Origin of the sequence: Paenibacillus sp. UMB7766-LJ446, assembly GCF_030226665.1 — a bacterium.
Classification (GTDB): Bacteria; Bacillota; Bacilli; order Paenibacillales; family Paenibacillaceae; genus Paenibacillus; species Paenibacillus vandeheii.
Window position 1 is genome coordinate 102,492 of the sequence record NZ_JASOYM010000012.1, and the last position, 21,105, is coordinate 123,596.

General features: G+C 46.1%; 19 protein-coding genes. All 19 read right to left on the reverse strand.

Annotated elements, in window-relative coordinates:
- Positions 1 to 260: 260 nt before the first annotated feature.
- A complete protein-coding gene (locus QP794_RS25115) occupies positions 261 to 998 on the reverse strand; it encodes a regulatory protein RecX (RefSeq protein ID WP_285079472.1) in 738 nt (245 codons plus the stop codon).
- Between the two features lie 324 nt (positions 999 to 1,322).
- A complete protein-coding gene (recA, locus tag QP794_RS25120) occupies positions 1,323 to 2,387 on the reverse strand; it encodes a recombinase RecA (protein ID WP_024630286.1) in 1,065 nt (354 codons plus the stop codon).
- A 239-nt stretch (positions 2,388 to 2,626) separates the two neighbouring features.
- Positions 2,627 to 3,883, reverse strand: a complete 1,257-nt coding sequence (locus QP794_RS25125; RefSeq protein WP_285079473.1) for a competence/damage-inducible protein A — start codon at positions 3,881 to 3,883, stop codon at positions 2,627 to 2,629.
- A 108-nt stretch (positions 3,884 to 3,991) separates the two neighbouring features.
- The gene (pgsA, locus tag QP794_RS25130) at positions 3,992 to 4,579 is read right to left on the reverse strand and encodes a CDP-diacylglycerol--glycerol-3-phosphate 3-phosphatidyltransferase (RefSeq protein WP_024630284.1); all 588 of its coding nucleotides are present in this window, start codon (positions 4,577 to 4,579) and stop codon (positions 3,992 to 3,994) included.
- Between the two features lie 321 nt (positions 4,580 to 4,900).
- A complete protein-coding gene (locus tag QP794_RS25135; RefSeq protein ID WP_017689115.1) occupies positions 4,901 to 5,392 on the reverse strand; it encodes a YajQ family cyclic di-GMP-binding protein in 492 nt (163 codons plus the stop codon).
- Positions 5,393 to 5,546: 154 nt separating this feature from the next.
- Complete coding sequence (locus tag QP794_RS25140) at positions 5,547 to 5,711, reverse strand: hypothetical protein (protein ID WP_167434746.1); 165 nt, start codon at positions 5,709 to 5,711, stop codon at positions 5,547 to 5,549.
- A 73-nt stretch (positions 5,712 to 5,784) separates the two neighbouring features.
- Positions 5,785 to 6,816, reverse strand: a complete 1,032-nt coding sequence (locus QP794_RS25145) for a helix-turn-helix domain-containing protein (protein WP_285079476.1) — start codon at positions 6,814 to 6,816, stop codon at positions 5,785 to 5,787.
- Positions 6,817 to 6,882: 66 nt separating this feature from the next.
- Positions 6,883 to 7,650, reverse strand: coding sequence for a DUF3388 domain-containing protein (locus QP794_RS25150; protein WP_024630282.1), 768 nt, complete (start codon positions 7,648 to 7,650; stop codon positions 6,883 to 6,885).
- Positions 7,651 to 7,848: 198 nt separating this feature from the next.
- A complete protein-coding gene (locus QP794_RS25155) occupies positions 7,849 to 8,112 on the reverse strand; it encodes a DUF3243 domain-containing protein (RefSeq protein ID WP_024630281.1) in 264 nt (87 codons plus the stop codon).
- A 172-nt stretch (positions 8,113 to 8,284) separates the two neighbouring features.
- On the reverse strand, positions 8,285 to 9,055 hold the full coding sequence (ymfI, locus tag QP794_RS25160) for an elongation factor P 5-aminopentanone reductase (RefSeq protein ID WP_079346906.1): 771 nt from the start codon (positions 9,053 to 9,055) through the stop codon (positions 8,285 to 8,287).
- 1 nt (position 9,056) lies between these two features.
- Positions 9,057 to 10,337: an EF-P 5-aminopentanol modification-associated protein YfmH gene (gene yfmH, locus QP794_RS25165; RefSeq protein WP_285079479.1), complete on the reverse strand. Its 1,281-nt coding sequence runs from the start codon at positions 10,335 to 10,337 to the stop codon at positions 9,057 to 9,059.
- Between the two features lie 3 nt (positions 10,338 to 10,340).
- Complete coding sequence (gene yfmF, locus QP794_RS25170; protein ID WP_285079481.1) at positions 10,341 to 11,621, reverse strand: EF-P 5-aminopentanol modification-associated protein YfmF; 1,281 nt, start codon at positions 11,619 to 11,621, stop codon at positions 10,341 to 10,343.
- A gap of 125 nt (positions 11,622 to 11,746) precedes the next feature.
- Positions 11,747 to 12,577 carry a spore cortex-lytic enzyme gene (sleB, locus tag QP794_RS25175; RefSeq protein WP_024630277.1) on the reverse strand — a complete coding sequence of 277 codons (831 nt, stop codon included), beginning with the start codon at positions 12,575 to 12,577 and terminating at the stop codon, positions 11,747 to 11,749.
- Between the two features lie 188 nt (positions 12,578 to 12,765).
- A complete protein-coding gene (locus tag QP794_RS25180; protein ID WP_285079483.1) occupies positions 12,766 to 15,492 on the reverse strand; it encodes an FtsK/SpoIIIE family DNA translocase in 2,727 nt (908 codons plus the stop codon).
- A gap of 90 nt (positions 15,493 to 15,582) precedes the next feature.
- A complete protein-coding gene (locus QP794_RS25185) occupies positions 15,583 to 15,813 on the reverse strand; it encodes a YlzJ-like family protein (RefSeq protein WP_285079484.1) in 231 nt (76 codons plus the stop codon).
- Positions 15,810 to 16,571, reverse strand: a complete 762-nt coding sequence (locus QP794_RS25190) for a ClpP family protease (protein ID WP_285079486.1) — start codon at positions 16,569 to 16,571, stop codon at positions 15,810 to 15,812. The genes QP794_RS25185 and QP794_RS25190 overlap by 4 nt, the downstream gene beginning before the upstream one ends.
- 227 nt (positions 16,572 to 16,798) lie before the next feature.
- Positions 16,799 to 18,478 carry a ribonuclease J gene (locus QP794_RS25195; RefSeq protein ID WP_024630273.1) on the reverse strand — a complete coding sequence of 560 codons (1,680 nt, stop codon included), beginning with the start codon at positions 18,476 to 18,478 and terminating at the stop codon, positions 16,799 to 16,801.
- Positions 18,479 to 18,951: 473 nt separating this feature from the next.
- Positions 18,952 to 19,830 carry a 4-hydroxy-tetrahydrodipicolinate synthase gene (dapA, locus tag QP794_RS25200; protein ID WP_285079488.1) on the reverse strand — a complete coding sequence of 293 codons (879 nt, stop codon included), beginning with the start codon at positions 19,828 to 19,830 and terminating at the stop codon, positions 18,952 to 18,954.
- 47 nt (positions 19,831 to 19,877) lie between these two features.
- On the reverse strand, positions 19,878 to 21,095 hold the full coding sequence (gene dapG, locus QP794_RS25205; protein ID WP_024630271.1) for an aspartate kinase: 1,218 nt from the start codon (positions 21,093 to 21,095) through the stop codon (positions 19,878 to 19,880).
- Between the last annotated feature and the right edge of the window lie 10 nt (positions 21,096 to 21,105).

A 21,105-nucleotide genomic window follows, 5' to 3' on the forward strand; every position in this document is an offset into this window, starting at 1 on the left:
CAGTTTTCAAACCTTACATATTTTTGGGAATAACGAATACTTACGGCGATCCCCCGCCGATTTTCATTTCAAGTGTACATGTCTCCACGCACTATTCACCGTCTCCGGCAAACCCATAATCATGAATGGTATAAATCTTCAAAAACAGAAACCGCTTTTTTGGAAGGAAAAAGGGTTGTCCATTTCTTACAGACTCATGTCCATTTTAGTATTTGACGAAAGAAATTGTCAAGAGAATGCAGTATAGTGAGTCCAGTCTGCTAATCCCATAACAATGCTTCGTCATCTTCGGGGTCCCCCGCCTCATCTTCTTCAATTAAACAATTCACGACCCGACGCACCATATCCATGGAAAAACCTCGTCGCATCAAGAAGGGAAGCGTTTTACGTTTCTTCTCCTGGATGTCTCCTTTGACCTGATTCCATTTTTTGCGTCCGGCGGTTAGAGCAGTCTCAAATTCCGTATCCGTACTTATACCTTCCAGCGCTTCAGCAATCAGCTCACTGGCAATGCCCTTCTGACGCAGCTCTTGCCTTATCCACAGTTTTCCCTTCCGTTGGCCCTCCATACGCTGACGTGTCCATTCCTTCGCAAACAGTTCATCATCGACCAAATTCTCCCTCTCAAGCCGATCCAGGGCCTCTTCAATCAACGGTGCGGCAAACTCTTTTTGACGAAGTTTCTGACTTAATTCGTGGCGAGTGCGGGGTTTATGTTCCAAATATCGTAAAGACTGCACATACGTCCGCTGTCGCTCATCCGCTACAATGATATCTTCCAAGTCCTTCTTCAAAAATGTATTTCCTCGGGTCATCCGATATTTAATCATTACATCTTCAAGCACCGTGATTGAATATAAACCAAAGGTAATCCGGTAACGAGCTTCCCTGCTCTTCGTTCGTTCGACCAGTGTGATGGTAAGTTCTTCGTTATCCGGGAATTGCGATATTCCTTCAAGTTCTGCTTCTTCGTATAATTCCTCATCATGTTGATCCATTCAGTTCTCCCCTTCCACATCATTTTGTGTCTGAACTGCATGGCCTAAGTGAAAGCACACAGCAAAACAAAAGACTTCTTCACATACGCCTAGCTTGTCTCCAATGGAAACGCATCTTCACTAAACGCTTTGCTATCTCACTGAAGACATCTGACGCTAATACAAAAGGCCGGAAACAATGTCCGGCCTCACACTAACAGTAAGCGTGCCAACAGCCCCTGTCCATTTGGACAGAGGCTGTTGGACAGCGAGAGTACACACCCAACACCTTAGCAGCTAGATTGAGCCAAGCTCAATCAGGCTAGCTTTGGGAGTCAAGAGGGCTTATTCGTTAATTTCAAATAATTCTTGTTCTTCTGCCGCTTCTTTTTGTTGATCTTCACTAGTAGGCGCAGGAACTGCAGTAGTCAAGTTGCTGGCTACACGGATTTTTTGCTCAATGACTTGAGCAATATCTGCATGCTCTTTCATGAACTGCTTCGCGTTCTCACGTCCTTGACCCAAACGTTCGCCCTCGTAAGAGTACCACGCACCACTTTTGTTAACGATGTCCAGCTCTGTACCAATGTCGATGATACTGCCTTCTCTCGAAATACCTTCACCGTACATAATGTCCACTTCCGCTTGTTTAAACGGCGGTGCCACTTTATTTTTTACAACTTTGATACGGGTACGGTTACCGATGATGTCATTGCCTGATTTAATACTCTCAATACGACGTACATCCAGACGTACTGTAGAGTAGAATTTCAGGGCACGACCACCAGGTGTTGTCTCCGGGTTACCAAACATAACACCGACTTTTTCACGAAGCTGGTTGATAAAGATTGCGATGGTTTTGGATTTGCTAATTGCACCAGACAGTTTACGCAGCGCCTGAGACATCAGACGTGCTTGCAAACCGACATGGGAATCACCCATTTCGCCTTCAATTTCTGCTTTTGGTACCAATGCAGCAACCGAGTCAATAACGACAATATCCACAGCACCACTACGTACAAGCGCTTCTGCAATTTCAAGCCCTTGCTCACCCGTATCTGGCTGGGACAGAAGCAACTCATCAATGTTAACACCCAGTTTGCTTGCATATTGCGGGTCAAGAGCATGCTCTGCATCGATAAATGCAGCTTGTCCACCCGCTCTTTGTACTTCAGCAATCGCATGCAATGCAACAGTTGTTTTACCAGATGATTCAGGTCCATATATTTCAACAATACGGCCTTTAGGCAAGCCGCCTGTTCCTAATGCAATATCCAAAGCCAAGGAACCGCTGGGTATAATTTCCACATTCATGTGAGTCGACTCACCCAGTTTCATGATGGATCCTTTACCAAATTGCTTCTCTATTTGACGGAGCGCCATATCAAGCGCGGCACGACGGTCTGACAATAAGCTCACACCCTTTACTGTTTATAAGATAATGATACCTTGTTTTAACACGTTTGCCAAGCTTTTTTTCGAACATACATTCGTTTTTTTTGTGAAGGCCGAGGCGCCTCTTCCTCAAGGAAACTTTCCATTAAACAGAAAAAAGAACCGTAAACAAGGCTGCAAAGCCTGATTCTACGGTTCTTCCGTCTTCCTTTATTATACTTGCTTGGCTTAGCAAATGCAATCCGAGTTGTGAACTAGTCCATCTCCACAAGCTTGCGCCACAAACGGTAAAGAATCGCTTTCGCTGAACGGATTCGAACCGTCTCGCGATTGCCATTAATACGCAGTTCATGAATTTCTGTCTCTTTACCACGCTCCGCCAGAGCGATAAATACAAGTCCTGGCGGTTTGCGCTCGGAATAACCAGGTCCCGCAACACCTGTAACTGACAAACCGAAATCTGCATCCCCAATCATGCGAATCTGCTCTGCCAGCACTTTGGCCACTTCCGGGCTCACTGCGCCCGGTGCATCTTCACCTTCCAGATAGGCATGCGGCACATGGAGCAGCTTTTCCTTAATTTCATTGGAGTAACATACAATTCCGCCTTTAAGCATCGATGCACTGCCAGGAACTGATGTCAGGCTCTGCATGACGAGCCCTCCTGTGCAGCTCTCAGCCGCGCTAAGGGTCAGACCCATATCAGACATCATGGTCACAATTGTGTACTCTATAGGCACGTCCTCGTTCGCGTAGAGATGCTCTGGCAATCGTTCCCGGATCTGCACTTCCATTGCATCCAGCTTCAGCTTCGCCCCACTCTCACTTGGAGCCTTTGTGGATACACGTACCGTAACTTCTCCCTCACTTGCATACGGTGCAATGGTAGGATCTGTCTGTGTATCAATCAGATCAAGGAGCCGGTCTTCCAATGCCGATTCACCGATTCCTGCAAATTTCAGCATTTTTGAATAGATGGGCATTTCTTCAGTCAGTACATGCTGGAACAACCAAGGCTTAACCTCCTGTTCAAACATTGGAATCAGCTCTTTCGGTGGTCCAGGCATCACAACATAATGTTTACCATTATCAGAGATCGCATTTCCTGCGGCAAGGCCTGTTTCATTCGCCAGCGGTGTCCCGCCTTCTATAACAATTGCCTGACGACGATTATTTTCCGTCATATCTACATTTCGATCTCGGAAGAAGCCCTCAATTTTGTCCATAGCCATTCGATCTATATGCAGCTTGCGGTTCAAGACCGCCGCGATCGCATCCTTAGTCAGGTCATCCTGTGTAGGACCGATGCCTCCTGAAAATAAAATGACATCTGCACGACCCTGAGCGATGCGAATCGCGTCACTAAGTCGATTTAGATTATCACCAACCACCGTTTGGAAATATACATCAATCCCGATCGCAGCCAATTCACGAGATAAATATCGGGCATTGGTATTCACAATTTGTCCAAGCAACAATTCTGTGCCAACTGCAATGATTTCTGCCTTCATTCAGCATCCTCCTGTACACGTGGTGAGTGATCAAAGGGCAATAGGATAATTCCCTATTGCCCTTCGTACAAATGATTTCTTCATGCTTCCCCATTTAACCGCAAACCGTTACACCTTTGATAAATGAAGCAAATTTTTGTTTTTGATAAAGTAATCAATACCTGACCAAATCGTAATAATTGCTGCAGCCCAAACGGCGATAACGTCCATGTGAATACCCGTGAATGAGAACGGGAAATTATTCAACAGCAGCAGCACAATCGCGACAATTTGCACGACAGTCTTCAGTTTGCCCCAGGCACTTGCCGCAACAACCGAACCGTCCAGTAATGCAATCTGACGCAGGCCGGTAACCGCAAACTCACGACTAATAATGACCACAGCAATCCAGGAATCCAACTTACCCATTTCTACAAGAGAAATCAGCACCGCAGTAACCAACAATTTGTCAGCCAGCGGATCAAGCAATTTTCCCAGGTTGGTGACCATATTATTTTTCCGCGCCAGATAGCCGTCAATTCCATCCGTGCTTGCCGCAATGATAAAAATGACAGCAGCAATCAATTGATTATACGGAAGCGATAAGCTCCCCAATTGCAACGGCTCTGGATAGAACGGAAAATCTACGAGCAGGAACACCATCAAAAAAGGGATTAAGCAAATTCGTGCAAGCGTAATCCGGTTGGGTAAATTCACAAGACGCCCTCCCTCTTATCCTCCATTACTCCAAACATTCATCTTAATCCCGCATTCATCATCCGGAACATGAAATTTACAGTTTCACTGTCAAATCAGCACTAAAGTGCTCTCACTATGTAAAAACGCAAAAATAAAGTCAACCGTTCAAACGCAAAACCGTTTTAAACGTTCCGGTGACTTTCAGAAGATATACTGCTTTTCACAAAGTCAGCAAACGATGATGACTGGGCTTTGATGCTTATTTGCCAGCAATGCACACTTAGTATAATATACGCCAATTGCAGTGTCAAAAAACATGCAAGCTACAATGAGGAAATATTACTTAAAGTTTGTATATTGCAGATCCAGAGGTAGATTGGCGCCGTTCAACAACTGCATCACAGCTTGCAAATCATTCTTACTTTTACCTGTTACCCGGAGTTGATCTCCCTGAATCTGACTCTTCACTTTCATCTTGGAGTCACGAATCAAAATATTGATTTTTTTAGCGATATCCTGATCAATTCCCTGCTTGAAATTCAAACGCTGGCGGACTGTGCCTGAAGAAGCCGGCTCTACTTTTGCATAATCAATGTTTTTTAAAGGTAAACCCCGCTTAGCCATCTTGGATTGAAGCACATCGATAACAGCCTTGAGTTTGGTCTCATCATCAGATACGATCGTTAACGCATCCTTATCCAGTTTCAGACTGCTCTTGCTGCCCTTGAAGTCATAACGCGTGCCAATTTCCTTTTCCGTTTGTGTAACGGCATTTGTCAATTCCTGCAAGTCCATTTTGGACACGATATCAAATGAATTTTCTGAACTCAAACCAGTCACCCTTTCAGTAATCATATGTTCTGTAACATTATAGAGGATACGCCAAGCAAAAGTCTAATTTTATGAGGGTTTTCAAATTAAAAAAAAGCATTTTTGGCCGCCACTTGAGATGGTTGCCAAAAATGCTTTCCGTGCGGCTGCCATTCTAATAACGGCTGCGATTAGGCTGTCTGAACATGTCGAGCACGCCCAGAAGCACATGTGCAAGTCCAAAACCCAAAATTCCGTAACCCCAGGCAGTTGGAGTCAAGTAATAACCCAGGAGGCTGACAATGATCCCCAAACCTGTTACGATCCAGCTGACTGTCACAGCCATCCACCTCACTTCACCAAAAGTTGACTGCAAGTTAAGACAAGGTTAGTGTCTCCCGCAGAAACTTTGGTTATTCGCCGCTAGTGCCAGTGCTTCCGTTCGTCGTAGTGCCTTCAGTTGTACCTGTGGAAGACGTATCCTCACCAAGTCTTAACCGAATGCGGTTCGTCGCTTTTCCGTCAGTCACAACCTGCCCTGCAACCTCAATTGTGGTTGCCGCAGCGTAACCCGACTTGATGTACATTCCTGCACTATCCAATTCGAAGGTGTAGCTGTCTCCCTCAGCGGTGTTGCCGTACTCCAACTTTTCTCCGCTAGAGTTCTCGCCCTTGTATACTTCCAGCCAACTATGCCCTGTTGCTTTAATCGTAACCGTCACAGGCTGTCCTGCGCTACCGTTCACTTTAAAGTTGGTAATATTGCCTGATTTCCCGTCTTCAGCAACAGTTACAGCAGTTGATGGCGTATCCGTTGGGTTCCCCTGATTTTCATCAGGCGTTTGCCCATCTGTTTGTCCATCTGTCTGACCATCCGTTTGTCCATCGGCCTGTCCCTCTGCCGTTCCACCACCGTTACCACCGGCCTGGCCTTCGCTACCCGATTCAGCCGGAGGATTAGAAGCCTGACCATTATCTGTAGGCTCATCCGGTTTATCTTGAGGCTGCTGCTGGCTGTCTGTGATCTTCGTTTGATCCAGCCCTTGTGTATCGGAATCATCCTTGTTCATCACGACGTACACGTACAACAGCACAAGAATCAACACCGGAAAAGTCCACATCAGTGCAACAGACATCCAGCGGTTACTGCGCTCTACCGGACGACTTGAACGCTTCTGAATAACCGGCTCCATTGTTGCTTCCGTTTCTTCTGCAGGTACATCTTTCTTATGTCCCTCCAGCAGCTCATCAGGATTCAGCCCCACGGTTTCCGCATAGGTTTTGATAAATGCACGCACATAGAAGCTTCCAGGCAGCACTTTGTAGTCTCCTGCCTCTATTGCCTCCAAATACCTCTTGCGAATTTTAGTCATTTCCTGTACATCGTCAAGACTCATCCCTTTTTGCAGCCGGGCCTCTCTTAACTGCTGACCCAGTTCAGACATGCCATCTCCTCCTTATGTTTATCTCTATAGTTGTTGCTTATCTATTTCATGATCCCGTACGGAGCGTTACAGTTCGTCGGTGTAGCTGGCCGTAAACGTATCATAAATAATTTCTTCATTCGGATTGTTGCGCAGTTCAATAATAATGTCAAAATCATTAAAATCATATTCCGACTCCTGCACAAAAATATCCGGATGTTCAATAACCTTGGTGCTAGGCATCGTCATGATGTCCTGTAACAGATTATAATGCCGTTCGCTTGAACGAATCGTACTGACAATTCCGTCAATGATAAACACATTGTTTGGATTCAATTCGTCCTCGGACATCTGGCTTCTTATGGTCTGACGAAGAAGTGTGGAGGAAACAAATGTCCACCGTTTCATTGCACATACGCTGCCTGCAATAATGGATTCCGTTTTACCCACACGCGGCATTCCACGCAAACCAATAACTTGATTGCCTTCCCTCTTAAATACTTCACCCAAAAAGTCCACAAGTAACCCAAGTTCATCCCGAGTGAAACGAAATGTCTTGCGATCATCCGAATCACGATCAATATATCGACCATGACGTACAGCAAGAATATCCACCAATTTTGGTTGACGCAAAGCAGACACGGTTATGCTGTTCACTTTGCCAAGCATTTCACCCAGCAGACGAATCTTCTCGTCATCATCCGATTCCAGCAGCATTCCCCGGGTTTTGCCCTCAACACCGTTAATGGTCAATATATTCACTTCAAGCATCCCCAGCATAGAGGCAATATCCCCTAACAGACCGGGTCTGTTCTTATGTATTTTATATTCCATGTACCATTGTTTAGATTCCATTTCAACACCCCGTAAAGCATTATTCCACATTATTCGACAGCAACAGAACGCATCCACTGGACGTCAATCTGAGACATCTTCTAAAAATGGGTCACGTTAATGATATATAAAATGAAAATGAATTACAAGAACAGCTCTGTAATCCGTTTGTAATCATTAGAGAAAAGCCCCCTTGCGGGAGCTTTCCATCTGAAACTCTTATGCGTTTTGTTTGGCCAATTTGACCATCAGGCACGCAATCGTACGACGCTCATCTGCATCGCCGACATCCCATAATTCTTTCAATGCCCGGTTGGAATGGTTCGCTGGATCAACTTTCTCATCCAGGAAGTCACCGATTTCGTATGCAAGTTTGTTGATGGTTTCTTCATTCATCCCCATCTTTTCTGCTTGCTTCACTCGGTCACCCAAAAACTTCTTCCATGTGTCAAAACTTGAGAGCACTGTTTTTTCAGTTGACATGATAAATCCTCCTTTGCTGACGCATGAGATTTAAAATCAACAGTTGTAATATGTGCTTCCCGGCCATTTTATATACGAGCATTTTTGAATTCATCGAAGATCTGCTTCAAATCAACAATTTCCATCAGGACACTACCCTGAAGAGTAATCAACATTGAATTCAACTCAGTTGTTACGTGAGCCAGCCACCATTTGGACTTATAATCTGCCCGTTAATATAGCCTGACTCGGGAAGTGCAAGGAAGTAGACCAGTGATGAGATTTCATCTGGCTGGGCAAGTCTTCCTGCCGGAATTTCCTCTTCCAGCATCTTTAGTTCATCCTGATCCAGATGGTTTAACATGGATGTTTGAACGGCACCCGGAGCCACAGCATTCACCGTCACGCCAGATGGAGCCAACTCTTTGGCAAGAGCTTTAGTGAATGCATTTACACCGCCTTTGGTCGTAGAATACAACACTTCACAAGAGGCACCTGACAGTCCCCAGATCGACGACACATTAATGATTCGACCATATCTTTGAGAGATCATGTGGGGCATCATTCCCTGTGTACACAAGAACGTGCCTTTCAGGTTGATCGCCATGACTTCATCCCAGATCTCTTCCGTAACATCGGACAGCAATCCATAATGTGATATTCCTGCATTGTTCACCAGAATATCCGGCATCAGCCCATGTGATTCCAGCTTCTCACGCATACGTTCGATCTGTTCCCGGCTGCGAAGATCAGCAGACACCGTCATGACTTTACCACTGCCCTGTTCCATACATCTTCTCGCAGCTTCATTAGCTGCTTCATGCGATTTCATATAGTGAATTACGACATTCATGCCCACCTTGGCAAAGCGCTCCGCAATGGCTGCTCCAATGCCTCCGCTAGCGCCTGTTACAAGTACCGTCATTTCCCCGATTGGCTTCAATTGTCCTGTTCCCCTCTCCATATTAAGGACTCACGACAAGCGATATCGCCAGCTGATCCCAACGAATATGCTCTTTCAGTCTGCGGTTTACCTCTTCCAGTGTGAGCGATTCATACAACGGGAGCATGTTGAAAAAATCACCACCACGGAATTGCTGCCGCGTAAATTCATTTGCAATGTTTTCCGGTGAATTAAGCATGCGCAAATATCCACCTATTTTCTTTTTGCGTGCGCGCTCAAAGTCGGTTGCATCGAACCCTTTTTCCACAATAGCATCAACTTCTTCACGGATGCGGGCAAGCAGTTGATCCGGGTCTTTGGTGTCCCCGCCAATAGCAGAAAAAGCATATTGCGGTGAACTGTTATATTCATGTCCAAAGCTGTCCGAAATGAGGTCTTCATCATACAGTTTTTGAAATAGCGGGGTACTGGAACCAAAGAGCAAATCCATCATCAATTTGGTTGTCATATCCCGACGTAACAGCTCTTCTCCTGTAAGCCCCACATCGGTTTCCTTGAAACCAAACAAACATTTGGGCAGAGACACAGCCAATTTGGATTCACGTCTGGCTTCCCCCACCTGCTCCGGTTCCTGTTCAAATATCCGCTCAATTCGGCCTTGAGGCTTATAATTTTTCTCCGCCTGGTTCGAACGAACCATATCCAGCACTTCCTGCGGGTCTACTCCACCCACGACGAACAGAAGCATGTTGCTTGGATGATAAAAAGAGTTGTAGCATGTATACAACGTTTCTTTCGTTATGGTGCCAATGGATTCAACGGTTCCGGCGATATCAATGTGAACGGGATGTTTCTGATACATCGCCTCAATCAAGCCAAAATAAACGCGCCAATCCGGATTATCAGCATACATATTAATTTCCTGGGCGATAATCCCTTTTTCCTTTTCCACATTCTGATCGGTGAAGTAAGGATTTTGCACAAAATCAACTAATGTTTGTATATTTTCATTGACGTGTTCCGTGGCCGAAAACAAATAAACCGTCTGGTCGAAACTGGTAAAAGCATTGGCAGACGCTCCATGAGAAGCAAATGTGGCAAAAATATCACCCGTTGGTTCTTCAAACATTTTGTGTTCCAGAAAATGAGCAATTCCGTCCGGAACCTTCACTTCTTCCTGTCCTTCAACCTGAAAATGATTGTCGACCGAGCCGTATTTGGTTGCAAATGTAGCATATGTTTTCTGGAAACCCGGTTTAGGCAAAATATAAACATGCAGCCCGTTATCCATTACTTCGTAAAAAAGCGTTTCCTGCAAACGATCGTAAGTTATGCTCTCCACCGACTATTCCTCCTTCTCATCACGCAAGAAATAAATCGTATCCAGACGGAATTTTTCTGCCGCCTCACGAACATTTTCTTTGCTGATCTGTTCTACCTGGGCCAGCAGTTCCTCGGCGGTACGCTCTTTGCCGGACAACTGCCGATTGAAATCATAAGCGATCAGCTCAAATGCAGAGTCCTGCATTTCCCTAAGCAAATTCCGGATCATCGCCTTGGTCTGGGACATTTCCAAATCAGTAATATTCCCGTTCTTCATTTCATCCAGCTGCTGCTTGATAATTTTGACGGCTTTTTCGTAATTGGGAATTTCAATCCCGGATTGGATCGTCGCAATACCTTTATGTCCGTCATAACGGGAAGAGGCATAATACGCCAGACTTTCTTTTTCACGAACATTAACAAACAGCTTGGAATGAGGATATCCTCCGAGAATGCCGTTATACATCAAAGCTGCTGCATACTGCGGATCACCATAAGTGATCGACGTACGAAGTCCCATATTCAGCTTGCCCTGGTTAACATTAAGCCGTTCTACCACGGTTTGCACTTCTTTATCTCCACGAACCGCTTCCCGTGTGTGATAGTCTGAAGAGGTCACACGGTCTACATTGAAATATCGCTGGACCAGGCTTTCTACCTCTTCCAGCGTGGTGTCGCCCACCACATACAAGTCCATACTTGCCTGCTGCAACCATTCCTGATACGAAGCTGTCAATGTTTCTGGATCTATGCCCGGCAAATCTTTGCGTTCACCAAGCGGGTGCAAGCGGTAAGGTTCGTTTTTACACATCTCCTCAATACTGCGTTCAGCAGCATAACGCATTTTGTCATTGACGATAGACTCCAGCATTTTGCGAACAGTCTCCCGCTCAGCATGTACATAAGAGGTTCGGAAATGTCCATCCTCCTGTGCAGGGCGTGTAAGCACCTCTCCAAGGAAAGCAAAAGAACGGTCCAGCAACTGCTCGTCCCCGCCAACAAAGGAATCATTAATGGTGTCCATACGGAACTGTACGATCTGGTAATCTCCACGTTTATAAACATCAAAGCCAAAACCCGCTCCATACAAATGTTCCAACTGTTCACGAAATTGCGTTGTTTCCGGATAGGATTCGGTCCCGCGCCGAAGTACGAAAGGTGTTAAGGCTACTTTGGTAACCGTATCTTCTTGCAGAGGAACCCCTGCGTAAAGTGATATCGCATATGTCTTAAACCGCTTCGTAGGAAGAACATGTATGCGGAATTCTTTCCGATTTCCTCGTTCAAATCCTGATGTATTCAAATGTCAAAACCCCTTTACGGCGTCATTTGTCGTCAATAAGTGAAGCTTAAACGTAACAACCATTTTAACCCATTCAAAAGGCAAGAAGCAACCGAAGTCACGCCTTCTGGTTGCTTCCAAGATCATCACATACAGAATATATGCTGCCCGATTGTTTTCACCTGAGGACGAGTCCAGATCCATTTGGATGTAGCTGTCTTCGGGTTAAAATAATAGAGGCATCCACCCGATGGATCCCAACCATTTATCGCCTGTTCAACTGCTTTTTTAGCTTGGGCATTCGGTTCCAGATAAATCTGGCCGTCTGCAACGGCGGTAAATGCACCTGGCTGGAAAATTACTCCTGACGGTGTGTTCGGGAAACTCGGCGATTTAACGCGATTCAGAATAACAGCCGCTACGGCCACTTGACCTTCGAATGGCTCTCCGCGAGATTCACCATATACGGCGTTAGCCATAATTTTGATTTCGTTCTCCGACAGCCCCATGGAATTGGCTGAGCCCATATTGTCCTGCTCTTTGTCTGCCGTATTGTTGTTGTTGCCACCATTTCCTGAACCTTGATCCTTATGCAACGGCGTTTCTGTTGGCGACCACTGTTTTGAAGCATTGTAAAGTTTCAGCTTGGTTTTGGCTCCAACCACACCATCTACCTTCATCCCGAATTCAGATTGAAACCATTTTACCGATTTCAGTGTGGTGCTGCCGAAATTACTGTCAATTTTACCATTGTAAAATCCCAAATACTTCAGTCGGCCTTGAAGCTCATATACATCTTGGCCATAACTTCCATATTTCACAGCATTGGTGCTAAAAGTGGGTAAGGACTTCTCTTCGACCTGCGGGGTACTTTGGTTTAGACTTTCGGTTGCTGTATTCCCAGGAAGCATATAACGAATTCCCAATGCGGACATCAGCAAAATAGCAGTGAAAAGCCATATGTTCATTTTTCGCATCGACTGAGCTCTACCTTTCTCTTGTGGGATTAACAGAATCGCTAAGGTTATTATGACAAGCATACTTCGTTCCTATGCACCAAATCAGACGATCATTGGACATCATGGCAAAACTTTAGTCCAATGGCATGCAAAAAGCCCTTAACCAATAAGGTTAAGGGCTTAAATTCACTTGCATCCGCTGTGTGTTACGAGCTTATTTTATTCTGTTGATACTGCTCCAGTGAGATCAATACTTCCCTTGGTTTGCTCCCCTCGTAAGGACCAATCACGCCTCGGGCTTCCATGGAGTCAATCAAACGTGCTGCACGTGTATAACCGACCCGCATTCGACGCTGCAGCAGAGAGACCGAGGCTTGCTTTGCCTCCAAAATAATCTGCACCGCCTGTTCATATAACTCATCCTGTACTTCATCTGCTGCCTGAACGGAATCATCCACCTCAGGCACAATGGATTCATCATACTGTGCTTCACCTTGGCCACGCACGTAATTCACGATATTTTCAACTTCCTCATCACTCATGAAAGCGCCTTGTACACGAACCGGCTTCGAAGCTCCCATTGGCATGAACAGCATATCTCCACGACCCAGCAGTTTCTCGGCCCCACCCATATCCAGAATCGTTCGGGAATCCACTTGAGAGGACACACCGAAGGCAATCCGGGACGGGATGTTGGCTTTAATTACACCTGTAATAACATCTACAGAAGGACGCTGAGTGGCAATAATCAAATGGATACCGGCGGCACGTGCCATCTGAGCCAATCGGGCAATCGCGTCTTCCACATCACCTGCGGCAACCATCATAAGGTCTGCCAGCTCGTCCACGATAACAACGATATAAGGCAACACTGCGGCTGGATTGTCCTTCATGAGATTGTTGTAACCTTCAACGTTACGTGTACCCGATTTGGAGAACAGCTCATACCTTTTCTCCATCTCAACGACAATCTTTTTGAGAGCAAGTGAAGCTCTTTTGGGATCGGTTACGACAGGTGCCATCAAATGCGGAATACCGTTATATACGTTCAGCTCGACCATTTTGGGATCGACCATCAGAAATTTCACTTCATCCGGCTTCGCTTTGTACAGGATGCTGGTAATAATACCGTTGATACATACGGATTTACCTGAACCCGTCGCACCAGCAACCAGCAAATGGGGCATACGAGCCAGATTACCGATAATCGTCTGTCCGGAGATATCCCGTCCAAATGCGATAGTCACTTTGGATTCGGCATCCTGGAATGTGGCTGTCTCCATGACCTCCCGCATCGTTACAACGGATACCTCTCCATTAGGCACCTCAATACCTATAGCAGATTTGCCGGGAATAGGTGCTTCCATCCGGATATCCTTTGCCGCCAGGGCTAAAGCAATATCGTCTGTCAGGCTTACAATTCTGCTGACCTTCACTCCTATATCCGGTTGGATCTCATATCGTGTAACAGCAGGTCCTCTGACCACTTCAAGAACTTTGGCGCGAACACCGAAGCTTTCCAGCGTTGCTTCCAGCTTGCGAGCAGTCTGCATATAATCCTTCTGGTCGCCACTCTTGCCTCCATTATTGGGCTTGGAAAGAAGTCGGAACGACGGAAGCTTATAAGGTTTCGGTGGTGGTGGTGGCTTAACAGGTTGCACTTCCTGCCCCTCCGTATCCGAACCTTGAGCCGCATTGCTCAACGTAGACTCAACGTCTGAAATACCGTCCACAGCATCCATCACATCTGCTCCAGCATTCGCGGTTTCAGCCCACTCATTAGTATCCAGTATTTCATCTGAAACCTTGATTGGGAGCTCTTCTCCCTGCATATTAACCGTTAGATCATCTGGAAAAGGATACGCATCATCCAGATCATCATCTTTACTCGCATCCTCTGCTCTAACGTGTTCAAAGAAGTCACGGATAATTGGAGCTGAACTAGTTCTTGATTGCACCGCAACAGCTGCTGGAGCCGTTGTATCAGATGCGATGATTGGCCCGTCTTGCCATGCATCTGCAAGATTTTCCTGCTCTGCTCGGTAGACAACATGTTCCGTGTCTGAAGAATCATCCTGATCCAACTCACGCTCAGCCTTCATCCGTTCCCGATCAGAACCCCATTTTCCAAATAGTTGGAAAAATATAGGTGATTTTCGTTTCGGTAGCTGCTGATCATGCATTTCATCGTCATCATCTTCCTCGTCGTCCACTACTGGAACAGGCACCACTTTGCGGATATTCCCACTTTTCTTGCCCGCAGAGCTTGAAGCGGCACGCGTTGCCGGTCTAGCCTCCAACCTTTTGTACATCGCACTTCCTGCATCCCATATCTTCGTTCTGAAAATGCGGATTAGATCGACATAAGAAAGATTGGTAATCAGCATGAAACTGATAATGAACATGACGATCATAATCAATCGTGCACCCAAGCTGCCAAACAACCACAAGAACAAGGCAAATTGCGCCGCTCCGATATAACCGCCGCTAATGTCCTTATTGAGCATCGAATCCCTTTCGCCTGGCGCAGCAGGCGTGAGCAGCTCGGTTTGCATATCATTATGTATCTGTGTAAGTACAGCACCAGGCTCAAGAGCTCCAACCGGTATAAGCTTCTGGTGCATGGCAGAGACGGTGCTCATCAGGGTTAAGGCGAACACCAGCAATACGAGCCCTGTCTTGCGCGTTGTCCAGCCACTTGGCCATTTTCGATGAATCATCACCATTAAGCCATAATAGATCCCTATAAGCGGAATCGCAAAATAAAACTTCCCAAGCATTAATCCAAACATCTTGGAAAGCGATCGTCCTACGGTTGCTTCACCCGACAAAGCGATGACGGCAAGGGTTATAAGCACAATGCCGTAAATTTCATATTTTAAAACGCCGCTAAACGCTGCGGCCTTTTTTTTCCTCTTTTTTCTTCTGGCCAAAATCAGGTCACCCCCAGAAGAATATTATACCATACAAATATAATCCGTACATATGTTCTTTTTCTGCTCAATTTGTCTCATTTCGTCGTGTTATGTTGGTCCCGAGTTACCCGAAAGCGGAACGATAGATCCGGGCATATTGGCGGGATTCAGATAAGCTTCCAAGGGGCATTCAAGTAAACGTACAATGACAGCCTCATGTTCATTAACAGGTCTGACCTGCATCAATAACCCATTCATCTTGATCTCCCGGGTGTCTTCTCCCTCATTCCACATCCCTGACCATAGTAGTTCAGGTGGCATCACCGTGTAGAGTGTCATTGGGTATAGCCACCTGCCTGCAGCGTCTGTCTCTTGTCTCCGATGAGCTGATTCAACTGGGCAATGGCCTGACCAATCCCGCCTACGGCATCCATCAATCCGTGTTTGACCGCATCAGCACTTCCCACAGCTGTTCCGATATCCCGGTTGAGTTCGCCTGTCTTAAACATCAGTTCCTTGAACATTTCTTCAGAGATATTCGAGTGCGACGTAACAAATCTGACAACACGTTCCTGCATCTTCTCCATGTACTCAAACGTCTGAGGCACACCAATAACGAGTCCGTTCATGCGGATCGGATGAATGGTCATTGTTGCACTACCCGCGATTAGAGAATAGGTTGAGGCAACCGCGATCGGAACCCCGATGCTATGCCCTCCTCCGATGACGACCGTAACCGTAGGTTTACTGAGTGAAGCAATCATTTCAGCAATAGCCAAGCCCGCCTCCACATCTCCGCCTACTGTGTTTAAAATGATCAGAATGCCTTCAATTCGCTGGTTCTGCTCTGCTGCAACCAGCTGTGGAATAATGTGTTCATACTTTGTTGTTTTGTTTTGCGGAGGCAAAATTAAATGTCCTTCCACCTGACCGATAATGGTCATGCAGTAAATGTTCGATTCAGCTGCGGGGGACTGCGTCTGTCCAAATTGCTGAATGGCTTCCGTTACAGGAGACATGGTCTTTTCCCCTTGTGCAGGTACTTCTGGTGCCTCGATGCTCGGTTGTTCCGATTTGGGTGTTTGCTTGTTTTTCATGTATTCGCTCATTCGATTACTCCCCTTCTCCAGAAACATGTAATGTATTTCCTTAGTATGGGGAATGTTCCAGCTGACTTATACCCGATTACTCATCAATTTCTCCTTAATCTGGTGTAGGACCAGAAAACAACAAAAAAAGCCCCTTCTCTACGAGGAACCGTCCAATATTACTCGTAGAGAAGGGGCGACTGTGTGCCTGAATTTATGTTTTTGTTTGATTTATTTTAAACTTCCATAATGATTGGCAAAATCATCGGTCTACGACGAGTTTGCTCATACAAGAAGCGTCCGAGTGCATCTTTAACATTCGTTTTGAGTGAAGCCCATTCGTTAACGTTCTCACTCATCAACTTCTGCAATGTGCTGCTGACGATGCGATTGGCTTCATCAAGCAGTCCTTCCGATTCGCGTACATAGACAAATCCACGAGAGATAATGTCCGGACCGGAAACAATTTTGCCATCCTGTTTGCTCAGCGTTACCACGACAACCAGAATACCATCCTGCGACAGCAATTTACGGTCACGCAATACGATGTTACCTACATCGCCTACACCCAAACCGTCGATCAACACGTTACCTGCAGTAACTTTACCTGCCTTACGTGCTGCTCCGCCTTGAATTTCAACCACTTCACCGATATCCGTAATGAAAATGTTATCCGGATCAATGCCTACAGATTCAGCCAGTACCGCGTGGCGGCGCTGCATACGGAATTCACCGTGAATCGGCAGGAAATATTTCGGTTTCATCAGGTTAAGCATCAGTTTCAGCTCTTCCTGGCTACCGTGACCAGATACGTGAACGCCACTGTTTGCACCGCTGTAATGCACGTTGGCACCCAAACGGAACAGTTCGTCAATCGTACGGCCTACATATTTCTCATTACCTGGAACTGGTGTTGCTGCGATAATTACGGTGTCTCCAGGCAGAATATCTACCTTACGGTGAGTGGAACGAGCCATACGTGTCAACGCTGACATCGGCTCGCCTTGGCTACCTGTGCACAGAATTACTACACGGTCAGCAGCCATTTTGCCTACTTCTTCCGGCTCAATGATCATGCCGTCTGGAATCTCAAGGTAACCCAGTTCAGAAGCAATGCCCACCACATTTACCATACTGCGTCCAATAACTGCGACTTTACGTCCAGTTACTTCAGCTGCATTGATAACCTGTTGAATCCGGTGTACGTTGGAAGCAAATGTTGCTACAACGACACGTTGGCTTGCTTTGCGGAAGATGTCTTCCAGAACGATACCCACATTTTTCTCCGAAGGTGTAAATCCAGGTTTCTCTGCGTTGGTACTATCGGACAAGAGGGCAAGTACGCCATTCGTTCCGATCTGAGCCATACGCTGGAGATCTGCATATTGACCATTGACTGGAGTGTGGTCAAATTTGAAGTCACCTGTATGAACAACTGCGCCTTCCGGTGTTTCGACACATACGCCGACGGAATCCGGAATACTATGGTTAGTAGCGAAGAACGTTGCTTTTAATACAGAGCCGAGTTGGATCTCGGAATCCGCATCAATCAGGATGCGTTTTGTTTCACCCAGCAAATTGGCTTCTTTCAGCTTGTTCTCCACAAGTCCGAGAGTCAGCCTTGTTCCGTATACCGGAACATTCAAGTGTTTCAGAACATATGGCAGACCACCGATATGATCCTCATGTCCGTGAGTCAAAATAATCCCTCTTACTTTGTCACGGTTTTCAGTCAGATAAGAGATGTCAGGAATGACAATGTCGATTCCAAGCATATCTTCTTCCGGGAATTTAAGACCAGCATCTACGACTACAATGTCGTTCGCGTATTGGATGACGTACATATTTTTACCAATCTCGCCTACGCCGCCCAAAGCAAAAATCATCAGTTTATCGTTGTTATTTTTCTTAGACAAATGAATCTAAACCTCCTATGGTAGTTGGACGTCGTACCTTATTATTTTATTGTAAGTTAAGAAAAGCAGTCCATCACACCCATGCCCGTAAATAGGGATGAATGCAAAAGAGCACCTTTATTCACGATATTTGGAAGAAGTTCTTCGAAGTTATTCCCCTTCACCCACAAGATGGATTCTGAAATGATCCTTCTTAGCCGTTCCTTCCTTTTTCACCACAAAGCCACACCAAGAAGCGATGTCGCTTTCAATTTCAAAAAAATACCGCACCCAGTCACTTGACATCATTATACATGATTAAAAACAAAAAAAACAAGTCACTCTCTCGTTAACCCCCACGTTTACCCACAGTTGTGAAAAGAAACCTAACAATCGTCGTCAAAAAAAGAACCGCCTCCTCTTAACGCGGAGCGGTTCTTCTGTCATTTTTATAAGTTTATAAAGTTAACAAATTTAGTTCTATATCCGCATGCTTACTCGTTAAACAGCGTACGAATAAACTCTTGCTCATCCTCTGTTGGGGCAATAAGCGGAAGGCGTACGGATCCTACGTTCAGACCTCGCAATGTAAGAGCGTATTTCACCGCTACAGGGTTCGGTAAAGGCTGCGGGCACTCGAATAGGCCTTTGAACACTGGAAACAACTTCTGATGAATCTGAGCCGCCTGTACAGGCGCTCCACCGAAGAAGGCATCAATCATTTGTTTCATCTCAACACCTACCACATGACTAGCAACGCTAACAATCCCATAAGCGCCTACAGCAATGGCAGGCAAGCCAGCAGCGTCATCACCGGAATACACCTTAAAATGTTCCGGTGCCCCCGCAGAAATCTGCGTGACTTGCTCCAAAGATACACATTCCTTCGTAGCTACAATGTTAGGAATCTGAGCCAAACGAAGCGTTGTTGCAGCCGAAAGACTGGCTGCGGTACGCCCAGGAACGTTATATAACATAATTGGCAGTTTCGTCGCGTTAGCGATCGCTTCAAAATGTCTATACATTCCCTCTTGACTTGGTTTGTTGTAATAAGGAACAACCAGCAAAACGCCATCTACGCCAGCACGTTCAGCGTCCTGAGTCAGATGGATTGAATGGGCGGTGTTATTGCTACCTGTTCCGGCAATGATTTTGCACCGTCCAGCCGCATGTTTTACTGCGAATTCGAATAGCTCTACTTTTTCTTTGTCGCTTAGCGTGGGAGATTCTCCAGTTGTTCCTGAAACAACGAGCGTCTCAGACTTCTGATCTTCAATCAAATAGTCTATCAGACGTGCAGTTTCCTCCCAATGGATCCCCCCTTGTTCGTTGAACGGAGTGACCATTGCTGTAATCAATCTTCCAAAGTCCAATTCGATTCCTCCTTCAAAACAGGTCCGGCTCGCTGACTTCGGCCTCCCTACAAGTGAAGTTCGAATGAGGCGTGAAGTGCCCTCAGAGCTTGAACCATATCTTCTTTTTTCACAAGTACCCAAATCGTTGTATTGGAATCTGCAGATTGCAGGATCTGGATATCCGCCAGTGTCAGGGATTCCACGATCCGTGCCATAATGCCTGGCACTCCGTTAATACCTCCACCAATGACGGAAACTTTGGCGCAGCCGGAAAGGCTTTGCGGTTTAAGACCAATTTCCTGCAGTACCTGTATAGCTTTCTCGGAATCACTATCGAAAACGGTATAGACAACTCCCAAGGGGGTAACATTAATAAAATCTACGCTAATCGAATTTTCGGCCATCGTTTTGAACACTTTCAGCTGTAAACGATCTGCACCGCCCGGCACTTCCACCGTTATTTGCGTAACATTACTTACATAAGCAATCCCTGTTACATATCGGTCAATTATGCCTGTCTGCACGTCCTGGAATCCTTCTGGATGCGTAACCAACGTCCCTTCGCTATCAGCAAAGGTAGACCGTACACGCACTGGAATCTGGGATTGCATTGCAATCTCGACTGCACGTGGATGAATTACCTTGGCCCCTTGATGAGCCATATTACATATCTCGGCATAGCTCACAACAGTCAACGGGCGAGCATCTTCCACGATCCGTGGATCTGCTGTCAATATCCCATTTACATCTGTGTATATGTCCACCATCTCGGCGTGTAATGCTGCACCAAGAGCTGTTGCCGATGTATCGCTTCCCCCACGACCAAGCGTCGTAAAGTCACCGTTCTCAGTCTGCCCCTGGAACCCTGTAACAATGACAACACGCCCAACCTGAAGCTGCTCCAGCACACGAACAGGACGGACATCCAAAATTCGGGCATTCCCGAAATTGTCGTCCGTCACAAAACCTGCTTGTGCACCGGTCAGCACTGTAGTTGGAATGCCTTCATGTTCAAGCAAACTGCTCAAAGTCGTCGCAGATATAATTTCACCGCAGCACAGCAGTAAATCCTTTTCGCGTGCAGATAGTGCATTTCCGTTCTGTGCAGTCCAATCCAGTAGCGTATCTGTAGCATAAGGATCGCCGCGGCGACCCATCGCTGACACAACGATGACCAGACTTAAACCTGCTTCAAGTTCACGTTTAACATGACGGAGCACATGCTCTCTCGCCTGAACGGTAGAGAGAGACGTACCTCCGAATTTCTGTACCATGATGCGCATCTTTATTCCT